This is a genomic window from Streptomyces malaysiensis subsp. malaysiensis, from assembly GCF_040653035.1.
Lineage (GTDB): Bacteria > Actinomycetota > Actinomycetes > Streptomycetales > Streptomycetaceae > Streptomyces > Streptomyces malaysiensis.
Genome location: NZ_JBEZNG010000010.1, coordinates 306,330 through 331,892 on the forward strand (window position 1 = coordinate 306,330; position 25,563 = coordinate 331,892).

The 25,563-nt window shown below is 71.7% G+C and carries 16 protein-coding genes; 5 read left to right on the top strand and 11 right to left on the bottom strand.

What is annotated here, in order from left to right:
• Positions 1–56 precede the first annotated feature (56 nt).
• From AB0E24_RS22390 to AB0E24_RS22415, 6 genes are all read right to left on the bottom strand, one after another.
• Positions 57–2,741 carry an SMI1/KNR4 family protein gene (locus tag AB0E24_RS22390; protein ID WP_359379293.1) on the bottom strand — a complete coding sequence of 895 codons (2,685 nt, stop codon included), beginning with the start codon at positions 2,739–2,741 and terminating at the stop codon, positions 57–59.
• Between the two features lie 134 nt (positions 2,742–2,875).
• Positions 2,876–4,195, bottom strand: a complete 1,320-nt coding sequence (locus AB0E24_RS22395; RefSeq protein WP_250854202.1) for an NAD(P)/FAD-dependent oxidoreductase — start codon at positions 4,193–4,195, stop codon at positions 2,876–2,878.
• A gap of 135 nt (positions 4,196–4,330) precedes the next feature.
• Entirely contained in the window at positions 4,331–6,298 is a 1,968-nt protein-coding gene (locus tag AB0E24_RS22400) for a glycoside hydrolase family 84 protein (protein ID WP_359379296.1), read from the bottom strand.
• 229 nt (positions 6,299–6,527) lie between these two features.
• A complete protein-coding gene (locus tag AB0E24_RS22405; protein ID WP_069873951.1) occupies positions 6,528–6,962 on the bottom strand; it encodes an SRPBCC family protein in 435 nt (144 codons plus the stop codon).
• A gap of 172 nt (positions 6,963–7,134) precedes the next feature.
• Entirely contained in the window at positions 7,135–8,157 is a 1,023-nt protein-coding gene (locus AB0E24_RS22410) for a glycoside hydrolase family 113 (protein ID WP_069873948.1), read from the bottom strand.
• A 111-nt stretch (positions 8,158–8,268) separates the two neighbouring features.
• Complete coding sequence (locus tag AB0E24_RS22415; protein WP_147966249.1) at positions 8,269–10,128, bottom strand: DUF2334 domain-containing protein; 1,860 nt, start codon at positions 10,126–10,128, stop codon at positions 8,269–8,271.
• A 589-nt stretch (positions 10,129–10,717) separates the two neighbouring features.
• Between AB0E24_RS22415 and AB0E24_RS22420 the strand changes: the two genes are divergently transcribed.
• The 3 genes from AB0E24_RS22420 to AB0E24_RS22430 all read left to right on the top strand — a co-directional run bounded on the left by AB0E24_RS22420 (position 10,718) and on the right by AB0E24_RS22430 (position 13,996).
• Positions 10,718–11,959 carry a glycosyltransferase family 2 protein gene (locus AB0E24_RS22420; protein WP_087684144.1) on the top strand — a complete coding sequence of 414 codons (1,242 nt, stop codon included), beginning with the start codon at positions 10,718–10,720 and terminating at the stop codon, positions 11,957–11,959.
• A 199-nt stretch (positions 11,960–12,158) separates the two neighbouring features.
• Positions 12,159–13,298, top strand: coding sequence for a non-hydrolyzing UDP-N-acetylglucosamine 2-epimerase (gene wecB, locus AB0E24_RS22425; protein ID WP_435865310.1), 1,140 nt, complete (start codon positions 12,159–12,161; stop codon positions 13,296–13,298).
• Entirely contained in the window at positions 13,295–13,996 is a 702-nt protein-coding gene (locus AB0E24_RS22430) for a 3-keto-alpha-glucoside-1,2-lyase-like domain-containing protein (RefSeq protein ID WP_359379305.1), read from the top strand. The genes wecB and AB0E24_RS22430 overlap by 4 nt, the downstream gene beginning before the upstream one ends.
• Here AB0E24_RS22430 and AB0E24_RS22435 read toward each other — a convergent pair.
• On the bottom strand, positions 13,927–16,269 hold the full coding sequence (locus AB0E24_RS22435) for a HelD family protein (protein ID WP_359379308.1): 2,343 nt from the start codon (positions 16,267–16,269) through the stop codon (positions 13,927–13,929). The two genes, AB0E24_RS22430 and AB0E24_RS22435, sit on opposite strands and share 70 nt — an antisense overlap.
• A 136-nt stretch (positions 16,270–16,405) precedes the next feature.
• Positions 16,406–17,365 (bottom strand): NAD(P)-dependent alcohol dehydrogenase, encoded by a 960-nt coding sequence (locus tag AB0E24_RS22440; protein WP_099012493.1) that lies wholly within the window; start codon positions 17,363–17,365, stop codon positions 16,406–16,408.
• Between the two features lie 91 nt (positions 17,366–17,456).
• Here AB0E24_RS22440 and AB0E24_RS22445 point away from each other — a divergent pair, with 91 nt between their 5' ends.
• Positions 17,457–18,140, top strand: a complete 684-nt coding sequence (locus AB0E24_RS22445) for a TetR/AcrR family transcriptional regulator (protein WP_359379312.1) — start codon at positions 17,457–17,459, stop codon at positions 18,138–18,140.
• A gap of 1 nt (position 18,141) precedes the next feature.
• On the opposite strand, the gene AB0E24_RS22450 is transcribed toward AB0E24_RS22445, so the two are convergent.
• Both AB0E24_RS22450 and AB0E24_RS22455 read right to left on the bottom strand, forming a co-directional pair.
• Positions 18,142–18,747: a CAP domain-containing protein gene (locus AB0E24_RS22450; RefSeq protein WP_359379315.1), complete on the bottom strand. Its 606-nt coding sequence runs from the start codon at positions 18,745–18,747 to the stop codon at positions 18,142–18,144.
• Positions 18,748–19,094: 347 nt separating this feature from the next.
• Entirely contained in the window at positions 19,095–20,786 is a 1,692-nt protein-coding gene (locus AB0E24_RS22455; RefSeq protein WP_435865308.1) for a phospholipid carrier-dependent glycosyltransferase, read from the bottom strand.
• Positions 20,787–21,113: 327 nt separating this feature from the next.
• Here AB0E24_RS22455 and AB0E24_RS22460 point away from each other — a divergent pair, with 327 nt between their 5' ends.
• Positions 21,114–22,679 carry an MDR family MFS transporter gene (locus tag AB0E24_RS22460; RefSeq protein ID WP_174885666.1) on the top strand — a complete coding sequence of 522 codons (1,566 nt, stop codon included), beginning with the start codon at positions 21,114–21,116 and terminating at the stop codon, positions 22,677–22,679.
• A gap of 19 nt (positions 22,680–22,698) precedes the next feature.
• Here AB0E24_RS22460 and AB0E24_RS22465 read toward each other — a convergent pair whose 3' ends face one another.
• Positions 22,699–25,563, bottom strand: a complete 2,865-nt coding sequence (locus AB0E24_RS22465) for an NHLP bacteriocin export ABC transporter permease/ATPase subunit (RefSeq protein ID WP_359379319.1) — start codon at positions 25,561–25,563, stop codon at positions 22,699–22,701.

The following is a 25,563-nucleotide window of genomic DNA, read 5'->3' on the forward strand; positions in this document are numbered from 1 at the left end:
AGGGCGGTTCATGGCAGTGCGGGCTGTGGCGGGCCGGGCCACGCGGGGGCCGAGCGCTACCCGCGGAACTCCCCGCGGGGCGTGGTGACGACGCGACGCGCCCGGGCCGGGGTGATCACCTCGCGGAAGGCCGGATCGGTGAGAAGGACGACCGGGGCGATGCGGTGCGGGGAGTCGCCGTGCCAGTGGGGCAGGGCGGCCTCGATCACGGCCCACGACTGATCGGTGGCACCGCGGTCGGCCAGTGCCCTGGCCAGGTCCAGGGCCTGCTGGAAGGTGCGGGATTCGGGGAGGGCCTGCGGGGCGAAGGCGGCGGCCCTGGCCATCCAGGCGGCGGTGTCGTCGCCCTCGGTGGCGGCGCCACCGGCGGCCACACCGCCCGCGCCCACGACACCGTCGACGCCCTCCGGGAGCCGCGGCAGGATGTCGCCGAGGGCCGGGAGATAGCCGCCCGGGGCGCCGGTCCACTCCTCGGCCGCACAGCGCAGATAGAGCGGGGCGGCCTCGGCCCGTAACTGCTCCATCCCGATCGCCTCCATGACGTGCGCGTTGCCGAGGATGCCGGTGCGTATCCAGTGGTGGGCGGCGCTGATGTCGAGGAACGCCCCCAGGATGATCCCCAGATACGCGCCCGCGCCCGACCCCTTGACCGTGGCCTGCTCGAAGGTGGCCATCGCCTTGCGCACCTCGCCCCGCAGGGCCTGCGCCCTGCCCTCGGCCACCAGCTCCTCGGCGCTCTCGGGACGCGCCGTACGGACCTCGGGGGCCGCCTGGTCCTCGAAGCCGGTGCGCTCCTCGGCGACCAGCTCGGCGAACGAGGCGTGCCGGTCCCCCAGGGCCGGATACCAGCTCGCCCAGATGTAGGCGGCCCACTCCCCGTCCTCGGACACATCGGCGGGGTCCAGCAGCCAGTGCTGGGCGTCCCCCTCCTCGGAGATCAACAGCACCCGGTCCATGAACGCGGTGTCGTCCCAGTCGTCGCCCTCGCCGCCCCGGATGAGACGCCAGGTCTCGTAGTCGGCCTCGCGCAGCCAGCCGACCGCCTTGGCCGACCGCATCCGCCACATGAACGGGCTGATGTTCAGCCAGCCGTCGGAGGCGCCCAGGAAGGCTCGGTAGCTGGGCGGGAGCCGGGTGCCGAGCCGCTCCTCCAGGGCGAGGACGCTCTCCTCGTCCGCGCCCTCGAACCCGAGCCAGCCGGCGGCCCGCTGCTCGTCGCCGACCTCGCTCAGCTCCTCCTCGTCGGCCACCCGCAGGATGGTCGCGCTGTACTCCGCGAGATACGACCGCCACTGTTCGATGGTCCGCGGCAATGCCGCCGCGGACTCCGGCTCCGCGGCGGCCGTCACCGATGTGCCGCGGTATCCGGTGGGCGCCTCGCCCGCCCGCTGGTAGTGGCCGATGAAGCCCTTCGGCTGGGGCGCGGAGGTGAAGAGCCGGACCTGGGAGAGCTGGATCTGGTCCTCCCCCGCGTTCCGGGTGATCTCCAGGCGGTAGTGGCGATAGGCCGTGCGGGCGGGGAAGGTGAATCCCCTGGGCTGATGGCGGTGCGCGAAGCTCTCCTCGATGCGGAAGTCGAGGTCCACCCAGTGCTCCCCGTCGTTGGAGCCCTTGAAGGTCCAGTCCCTGGGGTCGCGGCCCGGGATGTCGTTCGCCGAGGTCAGGACGTAGTGACCGACGGCGGCCGGGCGCCGCAGGGTGAACTCCAGCCAGGCGCTGTCCCCATGGCCGAGCCACTTGTGACATGAGTCGTGCAGCAGGTTCTCCGCCACCTCGCCCGCCTCGGTGAACTCGCTGTGCGCCCGGACCCTGGTGACCAGGTCGGTCACCTCGGCCTCCGGGCCCGGCTCGGCGGCGAGCAGCGACACCGTGCCCGAGTGCCCCGCCGGGTCGCCCCAGATGACCCGCTCGACGGGCGGTCCCCCGTCCTCGATCAGCAGACGCAGCTCCCGGCCGAGGTGGCGGCCCCCGGCCCCGCCGCCCTCCACCGTGCGGAAGCGGTGCATCACCTCCTCCAACGCGCTGTCCCGGAGCGGTGAACGCCCTTCCAGCGCCCCCCGGTACTCGGTGAGCGCGCCGTCGGCGGCCCGGCGGTGTCCGTAGAACTCGGTCATCGCCGGCTGGAAGCCGATCGACGCCTCCGCACCGTCCTGCCCGCGCCAGGCGAGCCGGACCGGGAGCGAGCCCTCGCCCCGGTCCAGATGGACCAGCAGCCGCGGGGCGGGCCGCCAGGCGGCCGAGCCCGGGGCGCGCCACTCGGTGCGATAGGCCCACACCGCGGCCTCGGCGCGCTGCTCCTCCGCCATGAGGTGCATACGGGCGCGGATGCGTGAGGGCTCGACGGTGATCCGGTACAGCCAGAGCAGGCCGCGCGCCTCGTCGCAGCCACGGACGTACAGCGTGTTCGCGCCCGCCACCAGCGCCTCACCGGGGACCGCGAACGCCACCTCCCGGGGCCGGGCGCCACCGGGCACGGTGAACTGCTCGATCACCGCATGCCCGTTGACGGTGATGTCGATCGGCGCCCATCCCAGGGATTCCCCCAGTGGTGAGACCCGTGCGATCAGGGTCAGCGTCAGCTGCTCCGGCAGCTCGTCGCGGTCCAGAGCGAAGTCGAGTTCGACACTCGCGCCCGCGCCGATCGCGAGCCGGTCACGGTCGGGGTGGCACTTTGCGTACCGGGCCGTGGCATTGCCGAATCGAGGCGGATCGATGGCGAAATCCGCGAAAGTCGCTCGCACGCTGTGCTCCTGATGGGGCGCCGTCTGGTGGTCCGTTGACATGGGTCGGGGCATGGGTCCGGTATGGCCTCAACACCCGGATGCTGCCGATGCTAGGGCGGTCCACCAGCACCGTCCGTACGCCGTGACGATCACTAGGGGGATGCGGGTCGGCCGCTTCCTCCCCCGCGTAAAACGGACCTCAGAACGGCGGGGCGCATCAGCGCGGTAGGGGCTGCGACCAGGGACATCACCTCGTGCAGGGCGTTGCAGACCGCCGGGTCGACGGTGGCCCGCCGGATGACCCGGTCCAGATAGCGGTGCTGGGCGCGGACCGGCAACCCGGCGGGGCCGCCGGTGGTGGCGGGGAAGCGCACATCCTCGCTGGAGGACAGCATCCAGGCGGTGTTCGTGGCGGCCGCGATGCCCTTACGGGCGGTGTCCGCCATACGGTGGCCGATGGAGCCGTGGCGCTCGGCGGCGGCCCGCAGGGCGCGGGCGCCGAGCGCGGCCACGGTGATGCCCTGGCCGTAGACCGGGTTGAAGGTGCACACGGCGTCTCCGATGACCACCAGGCCGCCCGGCGCCCGGCGCTCGTAGTGACGCCGCACACCCGGGCCGGGCCAGAAGCCGCGGACCGCACCTGCGGGCTGGGCCCGGGCCAGCAGCTCGCGCAGGCTCGGGTCGCGCAGCAGCCGCAGCTGCCGGTCGAAACCGGCCGTACCGGGCTCCGCCTGCGCACCGCGCATACTGCCGAGGCTGGCGATCCACCGGCCGTCCTCCACGGGCAGCACCACACCGAGCCTGGGCACGTCGGGGGCCCTGGTCTGGAGATAGAGCGCGTCGAAGCCGGGATCCGGCCCGGCCGCGCGGTGGTACAGCCGGCTCACGTACGACACGCCCGCGTCGACGCGCTCCTCGGGGGCGGGCGGGCAGCCCAGCTGGGCCAGCCAGGAGGGGAGCGAGGAGGTGCGCCCGGAGGCGTCCACCACCATCTCGGCACGCACCTCGCGCACCTGGGCGCGGGCGTCGCCACGTGCCCGGACCTGGACGCCCGTCACCTCGGCCGGTGTGCCGAGGAGTCCGACGACGTCCGTGTTCTCCAGCCAGCGCACCGTGGGCTCGCCGCGCACCCGGCGCAGCACGGTGTGGTCGAGCAGCGGTCTGGTGCACGAGAGGAACGCGACCTCGCTCTCGTACTTCGCGAGCCACCCGGCCGCGCTAAGCCAGCGCACACCCGACATCGGAACGCGCACCGCACCGGCGGCCCGCAACTCCTCGCGCGTACCCGGCATCAGCTCCTCCAGCGCCCGGTGTCCGGCCTCGAGCAGCAGATGCGCGTGGCGCCCCTGCGGAACGCCCGAGCGGAACGCTGGCCGCTCGGGATAGCGGTCGCGCTCGACGACGACAATGCGCTCGGCATATCCACGCAGCGCCCATGCGGCCAGCACCCCGGCGAGACCTCCGCCGATCACTACCGCGGTCCCTCGTCCCGTTCGTTCCCCCAAAACCCCCATGCTACGGAGCGTAGTGCATGATCACCCTAGAGTCACCACCCCCTTTGGGGGGGCGTGCAAGCGCTTCGACAACCCGGGCGGGGTCAGGGCAGTTCAGCCGGTCTCCGCCGGTTCCGCCGACTCGGCCGACTCGGCGATGAATGTGTCGAGCACCCCGTCGGCGATGCGCACCGGCCCCTCGGGGCGGGTCTCACCCGGGATGGTGCGGATCTCCCCGGCCCGCCTCGCGTCGGCCGCCGCCTCGGCGAACCACCGGGCCGCATCGGCGTCGTGGCCGTCGAGACGGGCGCCCAGCGCGTCCAGGGTGCGCTCGAAGGCGCGCCCCCACAGCGACAGCGCCTCGAGCCAGGGCGCGCTGTCCGCCACGAATCCCCGGTCGGCCGCCCCGGCCCTGATGCGCTCGGGGGCCTCGGCCAGCAGCCTGGCGTACGGGCGCAGATCGCGCAGGGCCGTCCGCTCGTGCCCCGCCTCCCAGGCGGTACGGAACCGGTCGAGCCGGGCGGCGAGTTCGGGGGCCTGCGGCTGCCAGGGTTCGGCGCCGAAGGTGGGCGCGAGATGCTGGGTGTCGAAGAAGGCCAGCAGTGAGCGAACGGTGTCGTCCGAACGCCCCGGCCGCGTGCCAGGGGCGCTCCCGGCGAGGTGGCGGGCGGCGGCCTCCCAGGTGCGGGTGGCGTCGTAGCCCGTGTCGTTCCAGGCGAAGTCCGCTCCGCCGAAGAGGGCCACCTTGCTGGCGGCGGCCTGGTTCATCGGGTTGAGGACCAGACCCGAGAGCTGCCGGTGCAGTCCGGGCTCACGGGCGTCGTACGGAGCGAGCAACAGCCGGCCCTCGGCCTGGCCGTAGTCGTTGACCGGATAGTTGTCCCAGACGAAGACCTTCCGCCCCCACACGCCCGCGGCCCGCTCCGCGTCGGCGACGGTGATGCGCGGCGGCACCACATCCGTTCCGGTCCACATCACCTCGACCCGTGTGTCCAGCCGCTCGCGCAGAACACGCTTGTACGGGGTGTCGGTGACGTCCCCGTACTCGGTCGGCACCATCTGGAGCGGCCTGGTGCCCGCCCGTTCGTCCAGATACGCCTTCTGCACCGTGTTGAGCAGGTCGGACTGCGCCTCGGCGGCGGCCTTCGACGAGGGGTCTCCGTAAGTGGCGCGGTCGGACTCGCAGTTCCAGCGGGTGTAGCTGATGTCGTCCAGCGGCATGGAGAAGCTGCGCACCCCGAGCTCGTAGACCGCGTCCAGCTTGGCCTCCAGCGCGGCGATGTCGGCGGGGTCGCTGTAGCAGATGGAGTTCCCCGGGGAGACGGCGAAGGTGAACCGCACATGGTGGTCGGTGGCCTGCCGGACGAGCTCGCCGAGCTCGGCGAGCTCGGCGGCCGGGTACGGCTCGCGCCACTTCTCCCGGTGGTAGGGGTCGTCCTTCGGCGCGTAGATGTAGGTGTTCATCTTGACGTCCCCGTAGAACGCCAGCTGGTCCATCCGCTCGGCGTGGGTCCAGGGGCTTCCGTAGAAGCCCTCGATCACCCCGCGCAGCGGCATCAGCGGTTGGTCGGCCACCGCGACGGAAGCGATCGCCCGGTGGCCGGAAACCAGCTGACGCAGCGTCTGCGCCGCGTAGTACACGCCGTCCGAGTCCGCGCCCGCGAGCGCCACCGAGGTACCTCTCGCGGCGAGCGCATAGCCCTCGGCCGGAAGCGGGCCGCCCGGCACCCGGCCCCCGGCGGCCCGCAGCGCCCGCACGACCCGTGGATCGGCGATCCGGCCGACGGTCACGGTCAGCTTCGGCCCGGCGCCGTCCTGAATGCGCGAGGCCCCCGCGCGGCGGAGCACCGAGGTGATCAGATCACGCGTCGGGCGGTCCACACCGTCCGCGATGACGAGGCGGACCCGGTCGGGGACATGGACATCCGCTCCGATGCGGGACATCTCCTGCGGGCGCGGGGTGACGACCGGCAGCGGCCCGGGGGCGGTGGCCGCGGTGGCGGCCGCGCCGGTGGGCAGCAGCAGGGTGAGCAGGGTGAACAACACCGTGACACGGGCCAGGGTGCTGGAGCGACTGCGCATGGGCCATCTCCTCCGTGGCGTTCGGCGGCCTTCGGGGGCGGTGCGGTGATGCCGGGGCGGGTGCGGTGCGCCGTACGGGATGCTGGGTGCTGGGGGCCGTGTGCGATATGGGCCCCGGCGTATCCCTACCCAGCCGCGAGCGCGGATGATCGTGCCGGGCGATGGCCGTCAAATGCCGTACGGGGCAGGCCACTTGAAGAGCGCCTCATACGTTCGGGACGGGCGCCCGTCACTGCTTGAGCAGCGCGTCGACCACACGGCCGAAAAGCAGTCGGCCGGACCAGGCCGTGGGCGGGTCGAACAGCCGGGGCAGCCCCCGTAGCCGCACCTCCTCGCGCCACTCCACCTCGGACCCGCCGCCCCGGGGGCGCACCTCGATCTCGGCCCATCCCAGGACCACCGGGCCACGCTTCTCCAGCCTGCACCCGCCGGGAGCGTCACCGGCGGGTGGATCCCAGCGCACGACCTCCATGGGGTCGTCGAATCCGGCGGGGCCCACACCGGTGCGCACCACGACCACCGTGCCCACCCGGGTCGGCCCCTCCGGACGCACGGTGACGCCGCTCAGTGGTACATGGGCGCCGTGGCGCCGCCAGTCGGTGAGCCGTCGCCAGGTCTCACCGGCGGGCAGCGGGGAGCGCCGCTGGATGCGGAAGTGGGCCACAGCGGGATCGTAGGCGGTCGGCGGCCGGAAACGCGGCTGCCGAAGCGATCGGAGGGGTCGAGGCCGTCTTCGGACTGTGGCGGGTGTCCCGCGCGACAGCCGCCCCTGGCAGGAGCGGCTCCGGCGAGAACCGCTCCTCAGGACCGGCGGCGGCCGGTCCACACCTCCCGGGTCACGCCCGCCACCAGCGGCGCAGCACCTGCTCGGCGGGTTTGCCATGGGGGGTGTAGGCCAGCCGGGGCGCGGTCTCGCCGCTGTCCGGCCAGTCGTCCCACATCCACCAGCACACCCCGGCCCACCACGGCCGGCCGTCGAGGGCGGTCAGCAGCGCGTCATACGCGGCGGACTGCTCATCCGCCGCCGCGCGCTCGCTGACGGTCCAGGAGTACGGCTCGGCGGCGGTGCCCCGCTGGCTGACGTAACCGGCCTCGGTGAACAGGATCTTCTTGTCCAACCGGGCCGAGAACGCGGCGAGTTCGGCGACGATCGGCTTCCAGCCCTTCGCCAGCCGGGCGGGGTCGGCGGTGGCGGAGTCGGCCAGTGGCCAGTAGGCGTCGATGCCGATCAGATCGAGGGAGCCCCAGAAACGGATACGGGCGTACTCGTCGTAGTTGGCGGCGTAGGTCAGCGTGCCGTCGTAGGTGTCGCGCACCGCGTCGATCACATGGGTCCAGCGGCGCCGGTCGGTGGAGGTGCCGGCCAGTTCGGTGCCGACGGCGAACTGCTCCACGTCCAGTTCGCCGGCCAGCCGGGCGTAGTGGGTGATGAAGCGCCGGTACGCGGTGAACCAGGCGTCCGGGTCGGCGGGCCGGATACCGGCCCGGTCGCCGCCGTCCACCAGGTCCACATGCGGTTTGAGCATCACCTTCAGCCCGGCGCCGTGGGCCAGGCCGACGATCCGCCGCACACTGCGGTCGCTCGCGGTCTCCTCGGTGGTGTGCGGCGTGGAGCGCCGGGTCCCGTTCTGGTACCAGGTGGGGGTGAAGACCACCCACCGGGCGCCGGTGCCGGCGATCTGGCGCAGATAGCGACGGGCCTCGGGGCGGTCGTAGTCATCGGTGTTCCAGGCGGGCAGGGTGATGCCCCGCACCTGGCCATGGGGGGTGGGCCGGTCGTCGTCCGTATCGGACGAGCATCCGGTCAGGACGGCGACGGCGGCGGTGACCGCCGCGGTCGCCCGCCTCAGCGCTCTCATCGGGGCAGGGCCTTCCTCGGGCAGGGACCCGGTACTACGCGGCCGTTCCCGGCCCGCGCGGGGCGGACCGGGAACGGCACACGGACGGTGTGACGGTGGATCAGGCCGGGCTCAGATCAGGCTCTCGGGGCTGACGAAGGTGTAGCCGAGGGCCAGGATGCCCTCGACGGTCTCCTTCAGCGGCTCGACCGGCTGGTAGGGGTGGTAGTAGAAGCTGGCGAAGCCGTCCCGTACCGCCAAGTTGGCCTTGGCGTTGTTGATCAGGTCGGCCGCCAGCCGGGGCGGGTTGTTGTTGTGGGCCTCGGGCTCGTAGCTGCCCAGGTTCTCCGGGAGCACCTTGGTGCCGTAGACATCGGTGACCGGGTACGGGAAGAACTGCCCCAGGTAGCGGCTGGAGTCGGTCGGGGTGCCGGAGAGAGTGCCGGAGAAGTACAGCGGACGCTCCATGCGGGCCGCGAAGTTCTGCGCGAACACCTTGTAGTCGGTGGCCGAGGCCGCGTAGTGCGGAGTGGTCCACAGCTTCGGCGTGGGCAGGCTCACCCGCGCGAACTCGGCCAGGGCGGCGGTGACCCGCTCCTGTGCCCACTCGGCGGAGTCCTCGGCCGCCGGGCCGTCGTAGACCACCGTGTCGGTGGCGTCCACATGGGCCCGGAAGAACTCGAAGTCATCGGCGGTGAGCCCGTTGTACGGGTTGTCGACGTTGCCGTACTGATGGGTGTAGCCGTGGTCCATCAGCACCGCGCCATTGCTGAGCATGTACTTGAGCGTGTTCACCAGCGCCGGGCGCTGGGAGAGGCGTACGGTCCGCGGCACACCGTTGTTCTGTACGCCCTTGGGGTCGCTGTAGACCGGGATGACATTGATGCCGTAGGCGATGTTCTTCGACTTCAGGTAGTCCGCGATCGCCCGCAGGCTGGTGGTGTCGGAGAGCGGGGTGATGTCCTCCAGGCGCACCATGGCCCGGTGCTGCTCGGCGGTGTCCGGGGCCAGCGCGTCGAAGAGCAGGTCCTGGAAGGCGATGACCCGATCGGACTCGGAGACATAGGTGAAGGGGATCTCACCGACGTAGGTCAGGTTGCCGGAGCGGATCGCCCACGGGGAGTTCTTCTCCGCGCCACCGGCGGTGTCGACCGCCTGGGCCAGCTCGGTCACCGTGGCGTTGTCCCCACCGGGTGTGATGTGGGGGTGCAGAACACCGGGGTCCTGGCCCGCCGGGATCTTCCGGGTGAGCTCCTGGCCCTTGTAGTTCACCTTGGTGATCTGGCCGACGCTGCCGTCCACGTCGTAGAACGACGAGGTCGGGTCCCAGCCGTACCGGTACGCGAACTCCTGGAGGCTGACGGAGTTCGCCATGTTCCAGATGTTCTCGCCGATCCAGGTCACCGGCCGCTCGGAGAGCAGGGTGTCCAGGTAGAAGTCCTCCGGTATGGCGTCGGGGATCTCGTCGCCGTAGTAGGTGGAGCCGATGTACACGGTGGCGTCGTAGCTCTCCAGCAGGCCGGGGGTGTACTCCTGGACCGGCTTGGTGGTCACGGTGCCGAAGTGGCCGCCGAGGTTGGCCACGCCCATCGCGTACAGCTCACCGAGGTGTCCGTACGGGCCCGCCGTGTCGTACAGGACGAGCGTCTTGGCCTGGCCGGGCTCGGGGGCCCGCGGTGCGCGGTTCGCCCGCGGTCCGGCGGCCCGGAGCGCCTGCCGGATGTGGGTCGATGTCCGCTTTTCGCCGGTGTGCCTTCCGGCCATCTCGGCGCGGCGCTCCCGGTCGGCGGACCGCTGGGCGGCCGCCCAGCCCTTGAGGTCCTTGGCGTTCACACCGGTCGCCGGGCTCTGTGCCGCCGACCCGGCGGCGTCCCCCCGGCCCTCCCGGGCCGACGCCGCGGGTGCCAGGAAGCCGCCTCCCAGCAGGGCGGCGATGGCGAGGGCGATCAACGCCAGCCAGGCCGGCCGTGTTCTTCTTAAGGGTTCCGTCATGCTCTTTACCCCCCTCATTCGGGTCCCGCATTGCATGGAACGGGACAGCGGGGAAACAGCGGATCATGGCCGATTACGGCCTGAGGATCATGGCCGGTCGGCGCATACGGATCATGGCTGGTTCCCCGCGGAATTCCATCAGCGGGATCACGGAGCTCAACAATCCGGAGATTGTTCTGATGATTCCCGCCGCCTGTCAATGGGGCCGATGGGGCAGAAAATTACGTCTTGAAAGTTCAACTGGAGCTCACCTCCGGCCGTGTTGTGTCTGGTACCTTCCGTAAGCGCGCAGAGGTCGGCCCATGGGGAGGCGTCCGGCACTCCTGCGCCAACTTCAAGTGGGGGGACCGATGTATGGTAGGTCTGCTGTGGGATCAGTGCTGCCCTTGGTCGGCCTGGCCGCGGCACCGGAAATGATTCCTGGAATTCCGGTTGCCAGAGCTTTGCAGGCAACCGCCGGGGCGGGTTTTCTGTTGTACTGCCTGATTGTTCTCGGCCTGTTGGCGGCTCGAATACGATTACGTGCCCGTGGTTCCGCGACCGGTTCCAGCGCCTCCGGGGCCAAGGACCTGTCCGCGGTGGACCGGACGTGACCGATGAGCCGCTGATATGGGCCAGCGTCGCCATCATCGTGATGGCCGGTACCTATAACTTCGGTCTGTTCCTGCTGTCCCGCCGCCGGTTGCCACACCGTTCCGGCTCCGGTGAACAACGCTTCTATGTCTTTCTGCTCGCCTGTCTGAACGAGGAGAAAGTACTGGGCGAAAGCCTTGCGCGAATCACCGCCCTGCCCGCCGGAAAGTGCGTCGCCCTGGTCATCGACGACGCCTCCGACGACCGGACCGCCGAAATCGCCCGGTCGGCGGATCCCGAGCGAGTCTGGCTCCATCAGCGCGAACTGCCGCGCGCCCGCCTCGGCAAGGGCGCCGCGCTCAACGACGGTGTGCGGCTGCTGCGCGCCTCGGGGCTGCTCGGCGGCCGCGATCCGGACCAGGTCATCGTCTGTGTGGTGGACGCGGACGGCCGGCTGGACCCGCATGTGATCGAGGCGGTCGATCCGTTCTTCAACGACCCGCGGACCGGCGCGACCCAGATCGGCGTCCGGATGTACAACCGCCGCGCGGGACTGCTGGCCCGGATGCAGGACATGGAGTTCGTCGTCTACGGCGATATCTTCCAAAGCGCCCGCCGCTTCATCGGCAGCGTCGGCATGGGCGGCAACGGCCAGTTCATGCGGCTGTCCGCGCTGGACTCACTGGGCGACAACCCCTGGAGCGACAGCCTCACCGAGGACCTGGACCTCGGGGTGCGGCTGATCGCCAAGGGCTGGACCAATCAGCACTGCACCACGGCGGCCGTCTCCCAGCAGGCCGTACTGGATCTGCGGCGGCTGATCCGCCAGCGGTCCCGGTGGTTCCAGGGGCATCTCCAGTCGGCCAACCTGGTCCCGCTGATCCTGCGGGAGGTGCCCGGCCGGGCGGCGATGGATCTGATCTACCACCTGTCCAGCCCGGTGCTGATCCTGCTCACCTCGCTGCTCCCGGCCTCCTTCATGGTGGCGGTTCTCGGCACGATCGCCGGTTCCCTCCAGGCGGGACGGCCGCTGGTCTCCACCATGTGGTTCCTGGGCCCGTATCTGCTCTCGTTCACCGCGGCCTGGATCTACGGCTTCGTCTACCGCCGGCGCGAATCCTCGCTCGGCGCGCTCCACGCGGTACTGCTCGGCCACATCTTCGTGATCTACGGCTACATCTGGTTCGCCGCCGGCTGGTGGGGGCTGTGGCGCGCCGTCACCGGAAAGCGCACCTGGCTCAAGACCGCCCGTAGCTGAACCTTTCGCACCTCACGCACCGCCTGCGCACCTCACCACCGGTTTCTCTCGCACGTCCTGTGCCATCCCGCTTGTGCGGTTGCTCCTTCCCTCTTCGCTCCTCTCGTCAAGGAGACCCATGTCCCCCATCGGCAGACCCGTGTCCCTGTCGTCCATGGACGCCGCCCCCGCGCCGCGTCCGCCGCGCACCGTGCGCACCATGCTGGTGCTCGGAACCCGCCCGGAGGCGATCAAACTGGCCCCGGTGGTCCGGGCGATGGCCGCCTCCGCGCGGTTCCAGCCGGTGGTGGTGACCACCGGTCAGCACCGCGAGATGCTTCAGCAGATGCTCGGTCTGCTGGGGGTCGGGGTGAAGACCGACCTGGCCGTGATGCGGGACCGGCAGCGGCTGTCGGAGCTGACCGCGCGGCTGGTGGACGGTCTGGGCACGGTGATCCGCGCCGAACGGCCGGATCTGGTGGTGGTCCAGGGCGACACCACCACGGCGCTGTGCGGTGCGCTGGCCGCGTTCTACGAACGCACGCCGGTGGCCCATGTCGAGGCGGGGCTCCGCACCGGTGTCCTGGACAACCCCTTTCCCGAGGAGCTCAACCGGCGGATGATCGGCCGGGTGGCCCGCTGGCACTTCGCCCCCACCGACCGCTCCGCCGCCCAGCTCCGGGCCGAGGGCGTACCGCCCCTGCAGGTGATCACCACCGGCAATACGGTCATCGACAACCTGTTATGGGTGCTGGAGGAGGGCGCCGGGCGCAGCGCCTTCCGCACCGCGCACCGCAAGGTGCTGCTGACCCTGCACCGCCGGGAGAACCAGGGGGAGAGGATGCGGGCGATGGGCGCGGCGCTGCGCCGACTGGCCGACCGCGGCGATGTGGAGCTGGTGCTGCCGCTGCACCGCAGCCCCGCGGTGCGGGAGGCCCTGCTGCCGGAGCTGGACGGCCATCCGGGGGTGCGGGTGGTGGATCCGCTGGACTACCTGGACTTCGCCGCCACCCTCGCCGACTGCGATCTGGTGCTCACCGACTCCGGCGGGATACAGGAGGAGGCCCCGAGCCTGGGCAAGCCCGCACTGGTGCTGCGGACCACCACCGAGCGCCCCGAGGCGGTGGAGGCGGGGGCGGCCCGGCTGGTGGGCACGGACCCGGACGCGATCCTCTCCGCCGCCGGGCGGTTGCTGGACGATCCGGAGGAGTACGCGCGGATGGCCGGGGCGGGGAACCCGTTCGGCGACGGCCGGGCGGCCGACCGCATCATGGCGCGGCTCACCGAGGACTTCGGATATGAGGAGGCGGTGAACACCGCACGGCGCGACGCGTCCGGCTCGTATGATCCGGTGGCATGACGTCGTCGTTACGAGGGCGCACAGGGTGGCGTTCCGGGGGGCTTGTGCTGGCCGTCGTCCTCGTGGTGGTGGTGGGGGCGCTCGCGCTGTCCGGCGCATGGGACCGGAAGCGGCCGCCTTCGATCGTCGAGACCTGGCGGGACGGTTCGGTGCACGGCCCATGGCGGTCGGTGTTCCACGGCTACGGCGGAAACGCCGGCGGGGCGGACGAGCTGACGCTCACTCCGCGAACGGCTCGCCGTGAGGACCTCACCCACGCCTGTCTGGTGGTCTCCACCGCACGCTACGGGCGCGTGGACTTCCGGGCCCGGATGCGCACGGCGGAGCAGCTGCGCACACCCGAGCCCAATCCCTGGGAAGTGGCGTGGCTGGTGTGGGCGTACACCGACCCCGAGCACTTCTACTACGTGGCGCTCAAACCCAACGGCTGGGAGCTGGGCAAACGGGACCCGGCGTATCGGGGCGGGCAGCGGTTCCTGGCCACCGGCACCCGCCCCTTCCCGGTCGGTGACTGGTCGGACGTACGAGTCCGGCAGCGCGGCCCGCGGATGACGGTGTCGGTGGACGACCGTCATGTGGTGGGCTTCACCGACCGGGAGCGCCCGTACACGGCGGGGAGCGTGGGCGCCTACACCGAGGACGCGCGGGCCGAGTTCCGGGACATCACCGTCCCCGCGGAGCCGTCGGACCCCTCGTGATCGGCCGGCTCGGTCGGCTCGGTCGGCTCGAACAGATCGGCCGGCCCGGTCAGGTCGCGCAGGCCCTCCGGGAGCGGCCCGGTGTGCAGCACGCCCAGCCGCTGGGTGGCCCGGGTGAGCGCCACATAGAGGTCGCTGGTGCCGAACTCCGCGGGCTCGGCCACGATCACCGTGTCGAACTCCAGCCCCTTGGCCTGCCGGGGGTCGAGCAGCACCACCGCGCTGGTCAGGTCCGGGGACCGGCCGGTGGACGCCTGCGGGAGGGCGGCTGACAGCCCGTCATGGCGGTCCCTCGGGGCGATCACCGCGAGCCGGCCCTCGGTGCGGGTCTCCCGCGCCACCGCCGCGGCCACCGCACCGGGCAGATCGCCGGTGTGCGCCGCCCAGGGACGCACGCCCGTGGCGCGCACCGAGCGCGGCGGCTGGAAGGCGGGGTCGACGGTGCGCGCCACCCGCGCCGCGACCTCCATGATCTCGGTCGGGGTGCGGTAGTTGACGCCGAGCCGGGTGTGCTCCCAGCGGTCGCCCACATACGGCTCCAGGATCGAGGACCAGGAGCCGCAGCCGCCCGGTTCCGCGGTCTGCGCGGGGTCGCCGACCAGTGTCATCGAACGGGTCGGGCTGCGCCGCATCAGCAGCCGCCAGGCCATCGCGGACAGCTCCTGGGCCTCGTCCACGATGATGTGGCCGAAGGCCCAGGTGCGGTCGGCGGCGGCGCGTTCGGCGGCGCTGCGGTGGTCGCGCTCCTCGGCGCGGTCCGCCAGCCGTTCGGCGTCGATGAGGTCGTGGGCGGCCAGCACCTCCGACTCCTCGTCCTCGCGGTCCTCGAACTCCAGGGTGCGGGAGCCGTAGGAGAGGTCGAGCACGCCCTGTGCGTAGTCGATGCGCTCCTGGCGCTCGGCCTCCTCGGCGGCGCGGGCCGCCGAGTCGTCGTGGCCGAGGAGTTCGGCGGCCTCGTCCAGCAGCGGGACGTCGGCGGGGGTCCATTCGCCGTCGGTGCGCCGGATCGCGGCGGCGTCGGCGTCGGAGAGGTGGCGGGGGTCGTCGAGGAAGTCGGCCACGAGCCGCTGCGGGGTGAGGGCGGGCCACAGCTCCTGGATGGCGGCGTGCACCTCGGGGTTGACCGCGATCGCCTTGCCGAGCTGGGCGATGTCGTCCGCGCCGAGGAGGTTGGGCCCGCCGTAGGGGTCCGCGCCGATCCGGTCGACGAGCTGGTCGGTGAGGGCGTCGATGACGCGGAACGCGAAGTGGGGGCGGGCGAGGTTGTGCGGCAGTCCGGTCTCCCGGGCCTTGTGGCCCGCCTCGGAGGCGATGTCCCTGTCCAGCACCAGCTCGCCGTCGTCGTGGGGGATCACGATGGCGGGGTCGGGCAGCGTCTGCCGGTCCCGTACGCAGCGGGCCAGGGCATCCGCCATCTCGGCGCGGCCCTTGACCTCGGCGGCCTCGGGGGTGTCGGTGCCGGTGGCCGTCACACCGGGGAAGAGCTCGCCGACCGTGGCCAGGAGCACACCGGTCTCACCGAGCGAGGGCAGCACCTCGCCGATGTAGCCGAGGAAGGCCGGGTTGGGCCCGACGATCAGCACCGCGCGGCGGGCCAGCGACTCCCGGTGCGCATAGAGCAGATACGCGGCACGGTGCAGCGCGACGACGGTCTTCCCGGTGCCGGGGCCGCCCTCGACGACGTGGACGCCGCGGTGCGGGGCGCGGATGATCTGGTCCTGCTCGGCCTGGATGGTCTGCACGATGTCATGCATCCGGCCGGTGCGCGCGGCGTCGAGCGCGGCCAGCAGCACGGCGTCCGCGTCGGACCCCTCGTGCCCGGTCCGTATGGTGTCCGAGAGGTCCAGGATCTCATCGTGCAACCCGGTGACCTCAGGGCCTTCGGTGGTGATGTGGCGCCTGCGGCGCAGCCCCATGGGGGTGTGCCCGGTGGCGAGATAGAACGGACGCGCCACATCGGCCCGCCAGTCGACGACCAGCGGGGTGCGGTCCTCGTCATCGCGCCGGATGCCGATCCGGCCGATGTGGTGGTCGCGGCCGTCGCGGAACATCAGCCGGCCGAAACAGAGCCCCCGCTCCCCCGCCTCGAACGCGGCGAGCAGCCCGGACCGCTCGGCCACCAGCACATCGCGCTCCAGCCGCGCCTGGAAGGTGGTGCCCTCCAGGGTCAGCGCCTCGGTCACCGCCTCCTCGGCCTGTGCCCTGAGCTCGGCGAGGCGACCGTTGAGCAGATCAAGGAATTCTTGCTCACGGTCCCATTCCTCATTTGACAATTCGACTCCCGCCGGGATACGATGACTTCATCAGGTTTCCCTATGCCATGAATGCATTGGCACATGGAAATCCCCAATATACGCCGAGAAACGCCCCGGCCGTCAAGGCAGCCGGGGCGTTTCTCTGTTTATGGCCTCATATCACCTGGATGACGTGTTTGCCGCGAACACCGCCGGCTTCCATGGCCCGATGCGCCCGACCGATATCGGAGAGCGGATGGACGGTGTCGATGACCGGCCGGATCGCCCCGTTCTCCACATACGCGGCGAGGTCCGCGAAGAGCTGGTGCATGGGATTGCCGGTGAAGAACCGCATCCGCCGTGAGCCGTGCACGGTGGACAGGAGCACGGAGCCCAGCGAGGACAGCGGGCGGTCGGTATCGAAGGCGATGGCCACCATGCGCCCGCCGGGCGCCAGCAGCTCGCGATAGGCGCCGAGCCCGGTGCCCACCGTGTCCAGCACGGCGTCGAACGGCCCGAGGGCGGTCGGGCCGGTGGTCCGGTAGTCATGTGCCTCATCGGCGCCGAGCTCCCGGACGAGGTCGAGCGTCTTCGCTCCGGCGAGCGCGGTGACATGGGCGCCGAGCGCGTGTCCGAGCTGGACGGCGACGCTGCCGACACCGCCGGCCGCGCCACGCACCAGCAACCGCTCGCCACTCCTCAGACCGATCTTGTCGCGCAGCGCCGTGATGGCCGTGGTGCCGACCCCGGGCAGGGCCGCGGCCCGGACGAGATCGATGCCCTCGGGGGCGTAGGAGAGCTGACGGGGCCGGACGGCCACGTACTCGGCGGCCGCCCCGAACGTCAGGTGCGGCATCGCACCCCACACCCGGTCGCCCACCGCGAGATGGCGCACGGAGGAGCCCACCTCGGCGATCTCCCCGGCGATGTCGACGCCGATGCCCTTCGGGAACCTCCTCCCGGTCACCAGCTTCAGCTTGCCCGCCCGGCCCGAGAGCTCGCCGCCGTTCACACTCGTGGCGTGCACTCGGACCAGCACCTCGTCCGGACCGGCCACCGGCTTGGGCAGCGTGCCCTCGTACAGCACCTCGGGAGGTCCGTACCGGTCGTAGCGCGCCGCGCGCATCTCGTTCATCGCCCTCATCGTCCCTTTCGCACATCGGGGTGGCCGCCCACGCTAATGCGCGCAAGGGGGGAAACCGCCCGGTCGGCGTAAGGTGAGAAACATGCCTGCTCACGTCTCTCATATAGCGCCCGTCACCGGTGTTCGGGACACCGGGAGTCCGGGGTTGCGGTCCGACGCGGCGTCCAACCGCCGGCGCGTCCTCGATGCGGCACGGGCGCTGTTCGTCTCGCGTGGGCTCGATGTGCCGATGGCCACCATCGCCCGTCGTGCCGGGGTCGGGGTGGCCACGCTCTACCGGCGCTTCCCCACCCGGGAGGCGCTGGTCGCGGAGGTGTTCTCGGACGAGTTCACCGCCTGTGCGGCGATCGTCGACGACGCCCTGGCCGACGACGACGCGTGGCGGGCCTTTCGCCGGATCATCGAGACGGTGTGTGCTTCGCAGACGCAGGACCGGGAGTTCAACGACGCCTTGCTGTCATCGTTCCCCGACTCGGCCGGCTTCGAGCGGGAGCTGCCGCGCATCGAAGAGGGCTTCGCCGAGGTGGTCCGGCGCGCCAAGGCCGCGGGGCGGCTGCGCGAGGACTTCGACGTGTCCGACCTGAGCCTGGTCTTCCTGGCCAACCGAGGTGTCATCGGCGATGCCACGACCGCACCGGCCGCGTCCCGGCGGCTGGTCGCCCACCTCCTGCGGTCCTTCGAGGCGGGGCGGGCCGAACCGGCCCGCCCCCTCCCGCCGCCGGCGCCGCTGGGGCTGGGCCGGTTGCCCCGGACAGCCGGGGGATGAGCTATCGGGCGGTGCCGAAGTCCTGCGTCCAGTAGTTGCCGGGCTGCGCCAGGCCGACGCCGATCTCCTTGAAATCGCAGTTCAGGATGTTGGCCTTGTGGCCGGAGCTGTTCATCCAGCCCGCCATGACGCTCTTGGGCGAGTCATAGCCGTAGGCCACGTTCTCGCCGTAGGCCCGCCAGGAGTAGCCCGCGCGCTCGATCCGGTCGCCCGGGGAGGAGCCGTCGGAGCCGGTGTGCGACATATCGCCGTGGGCCGCCATGTCCTCGCTGTGGTCCTGGGCGGCCTTGGTCAGCTTCTCGTTCACGGTCAGCGGCTCACAACCGGCCTTGCCACGCTCGCTGTTGACGAGGTCCACCACTTCCTGCTGGTCGGTGGCGGCCGCGGAGGAGGAACCCGCGGGGGTGGCGGAGGGGGAACCCGCGGAGGTGGCGGACGGGGAGCCCCCGGGGGTCGCGGAGTGGGAGCGCGCGTGGGCGAAGTGGGAACGCGCGGGTGCGCCGGACTGTGATGCCATCGCGGCGGAGGGAACGCCCACGGCGGCCACGGCGAGCGCGGCGATGGCTATCTTGCGGCGGTGTGTCGTGCTGCTGCGGTGCTTGCTCATTCGGGACCTCACACTCGGTTGAGGCCCGTCATTCTTGAAGCCGTCCGCCCCACGGGCAACACACGTGTTCGTACTACAGGGGTTCGTAGTGAGGGCGGCGCTTGCGCTCAGTGGCGAGACATGCTGAGCCGCCGCCGGGGAGGGCCCGCACAGCCCGATGTCTCATCAGAAGACGCGGCGGCCAGGCGAGTGGAGGCCGGGCCCGGACACGGACGAACACGGCCAAGCGGAATCAACCATTCCCGATAGGGCGGACAAGGCGCACTATGTCGCCTAGTCGATATGCCCTCTACGCCCCCTTTACTCGGGCGTCCGGTGTGAGAGATGTCATGACATCGCCTGGGCGATCAGCGGCGGTAGATGGTGATCGAGTGGCCGACCTCGTCGATCGGCTCACTGCCGTCGATCAGCGCCGCCAGCCGGCCGGTGGCCTGGGCGATCGAGGAGTCCGAGACCACGAGCAGCCCGCGCACCTCCTCCGGCGGGATCCGGCGCGGGTCGGACGCGCGGATGCCATAGGCGGACGGCACACCGCTGCCCTTGTAGACGAGCCAGACACGCTCGCCTCGGTATCGCTCCCGGAGGCGGTCGGCCAGCCGCCCCAGGTCCTGACCCCAGTCGACGTTCGAGTCATGCAGCCGCAGATGGGTCCGGGAGGGGCCGCCGAACGCCTCGTTGGAGTACGGCAGGTAGTACGGATACGTCCGCAGCGAGCTGACCGCCACGAACAGGACCAGCGCCGGCGTGGCACCGTACGCCCATCGCCGCCGTAAGGCCATCGGCGCGGCCGCCGCCACCGCCAGGAACATCGGCAGGAAGACGGCGTACCGCACCCCGAGGTTGCGGGCCCCGTCCAGGGCGGCGAGCAGCAGCACCGCCGCGGGGACGAGCACATACGGCGCGGCGTGCCGCAGCCGGGGAACCACCAGCATGGTGACCGCCCCGGCGAACCACAGCACGAGCATGCCCAGGGGCGTCTTCACCAGCAGCGCGACGGGCAGGTAGTACCACAGCGACCCGAGGTAGCGGCGGCCGAGCAGAAAGCCACGCCAGGTGTCGTACTCGAAGCCGAACTGGACGCGCATCCCATCGCGGTACGCCTCCGGAAGCGGCAGCCAGTCGACGGCGAGCCCGCGCAGCCCGTGCACGGCGGGCACATGACCGGTGGGCGTCCAGCGCGGCCGGGGGTCCACCAGCACATAGACGGCCCACACCACGGCCACCGCGATCAGCGCCACGCCCACCGCCGCCGCCACCCCGATCCCGAGCGACCGCAGACGGCCGCGCGCTGTGCGGTGGTGCGCACGGCGGGCGTACCAGACCGAGAGCACGGCCAGGAGCAGCAGCACCGGAACCGCCGCCAGCATGCTCATCTTCGTGGCCAGGGCCGCGCCGAGGGCCACCCCCGCGAGCGGAAGGTACGGCCGCGGCCGCCGACGCGCCCGCCACAGCAGCCAGACCGATGTCAGCAGGAAACCGGCCGCCGGTACGTCGAGCGTGGCGAGGGAACCGTGCGCGATGACGTCCGGCGAGAAGGCGTACAGGGCGAGGGCCACCGCCCCGCCCACGGGGCCGGTCAGATCGCGGGCGAACGCGAACACCACCAGCCCGAACAGCAGCGTCAGCGCGATCATCGGCAGCCGTGCGCTCAGCATCAGCCGCCAGGGGTCGTTGCCCGATGCGTAGAGCACCTGCCGCCCGAGCGCCGTCTGGTCACCGGTGAAGCGAGCGTCGAGGCGCGGATGCGCGAACGCCACCCCCGTCGCGATGATGAGCTTGCCCAGCGGTGGATGCTCGGGGTTGTACCGCACCCGGTGGTGGTGCAGCGAGTCCACCGCCGTGCCCACGTACACGGGCTCGTCGATGGTCGGGGTCTGCTCCACCGCGGTGGTGACCATCGCGACGGCCATCTGGAGGAGGAGCGCCACGACGGCGGCCGCCACCAGCCACCGCCGATGCCGCACCGGCCCCGCCACCGACCGGCCCTTCGGCACGCCGACGGCCCTGGTCGCCCTGTCGATCACACCGGCCCACCGCATAGCGACAGACGCTAACGCCCGCGTGCCGCCGCGCCCGGTATCCGCCCGAAACTTGAGCCAAGTCCGCAAACCGGCCCGGATGTCGCCGTGGGCGTCGCCTGCCGGGAGTGGGCCGGCCGTGTTCGAGGAGCGCCGAGGCGGGGCGGCTTCCCGGTCGGAGTCCTGATCGAAAAGCGGGGACTTCTCCATTCGATGTGCTCTTCTGTTGCGGAGCCCACCTCTTTCAGGACCCCCGCCCCGCCCCCTGCCCTTTCGGGATCCCGACGCTTTCGGGGCCCACTCCCGCGCGACCCCGCGCCGAGCGCCTTGAGAAGGAAGTGATCAGACTTGTCCGTATCCGACGCACCGCCGTCCGGCGGTGCCACCGCGCCGGAGACCGTCCCGAAAAGCGTCCGTCCGGCCCTGCTCGGTGTGCTGCTCGCGATGCTGCTGTCGATGCTCGACGCCACGATCGTGGGCACCGCGATGCCGACGATCGTGGGCGACCTCGGCGGCCTGGAGCACATCTCCTGGGTGGTGACCGCCTACACCCTGGCCACCGCCGCCTCCACCCCCGTCTGGGGCAAGTTCGGCGATCTGTACGGCCGCAAGCACATGTACCTGATCGCCGTCGTCGTCTTCGTGCTCGGCTCGGCGCTGTCCGGCGCGGCCCATTCGATGACCCAGCTGATCCTCTTCCGGGCCCTCCAGGGCCTGGGCGCGGGTGGCATCGGCGCCGGTGCCTTCGCCCTGATCGCCTCGCTGGCACCACCCCGGGAGCGGGGCCGCTACCAGGGCATGACCGCCTCCATCATGGCCATCGGCACCATCGGCGGCCCGCTGCTCGGCGGCTTCATCACGGGCCATTTCGGCTGGCGCTGGGCCTTCTTCATCAATCTGCCGCTCGGTGTCCTCACCCTGGTCTGGTGTCAGCTGGTGCTGCGACTGCCCGCCACCCGGGCCAGGGCCCGTATCGACTGGCCGGGCATCACCGTGATGACGGCGACCATCTGCGCCCTCACCCTGGCCGCCACCTGGGCCGGTTCCAGCTACTCATGGACCTCGTGGCAGATCCTGGGGCTGTTCGCGCTGGCCGCGGTGGGCCTGCCCGCCTTCGTGGCCCGGCAGCGGCGGGCGGCCGAACCGCTCATGCCGCTGCGCATCTTCACCGGGCACCGCAACTTCTCCCTGGCGTCCTCGCTGATCCTGGTGGGCGGGGTGGTGATGTTCGGCTGCTCGCTGTATCTGCCGCTGTACCAGCAGACCGTCCAGGGAGTCTCCGCCTCCCGTTCCGGTCTGCTGCTGCTCCCCCTGATGATCCCCGTGGTGATCATGTCCCAGGTCGGCGGCAAGGTCATGTCCGCCACCGGCCGGTACAAGATCTTCCCCATCGTCGGCACCGTGTGCATGGCCGTCGGTCTGTTCCTGCTGGCCACCATGGACGCCACGACCTCCCGCACGGCCACCGGCTGCTTCATGGCCCTGGTGGGCACGGGCATGGGCTGCCAGATGCAGATGGTCACCACCATCGCGCAGAACAGTGTGGAGATGCGGGACATGGGGGCCGCGTCCGCGTCGGTCACCCTGTTCCGCACCATCGGCGGCTCCCTGGGCGTGGCGGTCTTCGGTTCGCTGTTCACCGGCGCGGTCCAGGGCCACGCACCCGCCGGGGCGGAGACGGGCGAGGCCCGGCCCGACCCGGCGGCGCTGGCCCGGCTGCCGCAGGCCGCCAGGGACGGCTATCTGCACGCCGTCGCCACCGGCACCCAGCGGATCTTCCTGACCGCGGGCGTCGTCTGTGTCGTGGCCTTCATCGCCGCCCTGTGCGTCCAGGAGGTACCGCTGCGGGGCAGGCCCGGCCCGGCGGTCCAGCCGCACAAGGCCGAGGAGGCCGCCGGCACGGCCGCCCCGTAACGCCCGATGGCCCGCCGTGCTAGAGCGTCTGGCGCCGCACCAGCTCGTGCAGCTTTCCGCCCGGGATGGCCATCAGCTCGGCCGGTGCGCCCTGCTCCACGAGCCGGCCGCCCTCCATGACCAGCACGCGGTCGGCGTCCATGACGGTGGACAGCCGGTGCGCGATCACCAGCCGGCTGGCGTTGAGACGGCGGGTGCTGTCGATGACGATGCGCTGGGTCTCGTTGTCCAGGGCGCTGGTGGCCTCGTCGAAGAAGAGGATGCGCGGACGGCGGATCAGGGCCTGGGCGATCATCAGCCGCTGCCGCTGGCCACCGGAGATGGCGCCGCTGCCGGAGATCATGGTCTGGAGTCCCATGGGCATATGGCGGATGTCCTCGGCCAGACCCGCCAGTTCGGCGGCCTCCATGGCCTCCTCGGGGGTGTACGGCTCGGCGCCGCGGATGCAGTCGAGGATCGTACCGCCCAGGGGCTGGGCGTTCTGGAGGACCACCCCGCACTGGCGGCGCACCGCCGCCTGGTCGAGGGCGGCGAGGTCCTGGCCGTCGTAGAGCACACTGCCGGACACCGGCCGTTCGAAGCCGATGAGCAACCGCAGCAGGGTCGACTTGCCGCAGCCGCTCGGGCCGACGACGGCCACGAATTCGCCCGGCCGGATCTCCAGCGAGACATCGTCGAGCACCAGCGGCCCGTCGTCGCCGTAGCGGAAGGTGAGGTTTCTGGCCCGGAGGTCACCGGAGAGCACTCCCGGCTGGGCGCTGCCGCCGCGGACCTCGGGCGGCTCGTCCAGGATCGGCTTGACCTGCTCGAACATGGGCAGGACCGCCACCGTGGAGACCAGGGAGTTGGCGAGCTGGGTCAGCGAGGTGAGCAGCATGGTCACGGAGGTGTTGAACGTCAGGAAGGCGCCCGCCGACATGCTGCCCCGCGCCGGCCCGGCCAGCAGCATGAACACGGTGAGGGAGACCAGCGGAAGGTAGACGGAGTCCAGCACCTGGGTGAGGTTCTTGATGCGCCCGGTGCGCTGATGCAGATCGCGGGAGTGGGCGAAGCCGCGGGCCCATGCCGCGTAGGCGAAGTTCTCGGCCGCGGCGACCCGCAGTTTGGGCAGTCCGCGCAGGGTCTGGAATGCCTGGTTGTTGAGCTTGTTCTCGCTCTCCACCAGCCGTCGCTGCCAGCGCACCTGCCACAGCCCCATTCCGAGGAAGACCCCGGAGACCACCAGCAGGATGGCGATCACCACAAGCGCCAGGGAGGCACTGTAGTACAGCAGCAGAGCGAGGTTCATCGCGCCCACGGTGCCGGCCTGGAGGACCGTCGGCGCGATCCCGGACAGTACCCGGCGCATGGTGCTGATGCCCATTGCCGCACTGGCCAGCTCTCCGGTGGAGCGCTCGGCGAAGAAGGTGGTGGGCAGCCGCAGCAGCCGGTCCCACACCGCGGGCTGGAGGGTGGACTCCAGCCGCCCCTCCAGCCGCAGCAGGGTCAGGTTCTGCATCAGCATGAAGGCGGCCGCGACGACGCTGGAGACGATCAGGGCCAGGGCGATCTGGACGATGGGGCTCTTCTCGGCGCGGGGTACGAATCCGCCCAGCACCTGGCCGGTGGCGAGCGGCACCAGCGCGCCGAGCGCCACCGTCACCAGCCCGCTGATCACAAGGTTGCGGAAGTCCCCGGTGGCGCCGCGCACGCTGAAGCGCATCAGCCGCCACATGGTCATCGGCCGGTCGGGCAGCGGACGGTAGAACATCACGGCCCGCGGCTCGAACTCCTGCGCGGTGCCCTTGTCGACGCGGATCCGCAGGCCCGAGGCGGGGTTGACCGCCTCGTACCGGCCGCGCCGCCACAGCAGCGCCACCGGGGCCCCGGACTTGGCGCGGTAGCCCACCAGCGGTCCGGCGTCGTCCCGCCACCAGCTGCCCTCCAGCCGGACGGCGCGGGTGCGGATCCGGGCATGGGCGGCGATGCGCTCGACCGGGTCGACACGTTCGTCGATGGCGCGGCTCCTGGACGGCTCGGGCAGGGTGATCCCGGCGGCCTCCGCCACCCGGCGGCACACCGCGTGGACGGCGTCGTCGGTGGCCTCCTCCGACACCCGCGCGCGCCGCGGCCCTCCGATGGAGGCGATCAGCGCCTGGTCGGCGCGGGTGCGCACGGCCTCACCGGCCCGGATGCCGGCCGCCGTACGGTCCGCGTGGGCCCGCTCCATGGTCTCGATCCAGCGGTCCACGGCGGTGCCGAGGCGGTACTGCTGATTGACCATCCGCTGCCACAGCGCACCGTCGATCAGCAGGTCACCGGCGGCCTGGGCGCTGTACTCGGCGCCGTAGCGCACACTGCCGGACGGCACCGGAAGCCAGAGCAGGTCCTCGTCGGCCGCCTCGGGCGCGGCGCCGCCGTCCAGCGGGGCCTGGAAGAGGACGCCGAGGCTGCGGCTCACCCCGAGCGCCACGGCGTGCTCCAGCGGAGTGGGCGGGGTGTCCTGGAACCCGCCGTCCCCGTAGGTGCCGTACGGATCGCCGGTCCTGGCCGCGCCGTACGCGTCGTACGCCTCCGGGCGGTACAGCTCGCGCAGGGGGATGCGGCGCACCAGGCAGTCCTGGGAGGGCCGGCCCAACAGGGTGTGGCGCGGGCCCTCGACCGGGCCCGGGAGCGCCGCGCCGGTCTCGAGCCGGCCGAGGAAGTGCCACTGGCCCTCCTCGGCGGCGTCCACCGCGAACAGGTCCAGGGCGCCGCCGACGACGAGCCAGAGCACCTGCGGGCCCTCCAGCGGGAGGCTGCGCAGTCCGGCGCAGTCGACGGGCGTGCCGAGCGCGCCCAGCGCCTGGACCACCGCGTCGCCGCCGTCCGCGGCCACCGCCGGGGCCGGGTGAACGGACGCCAT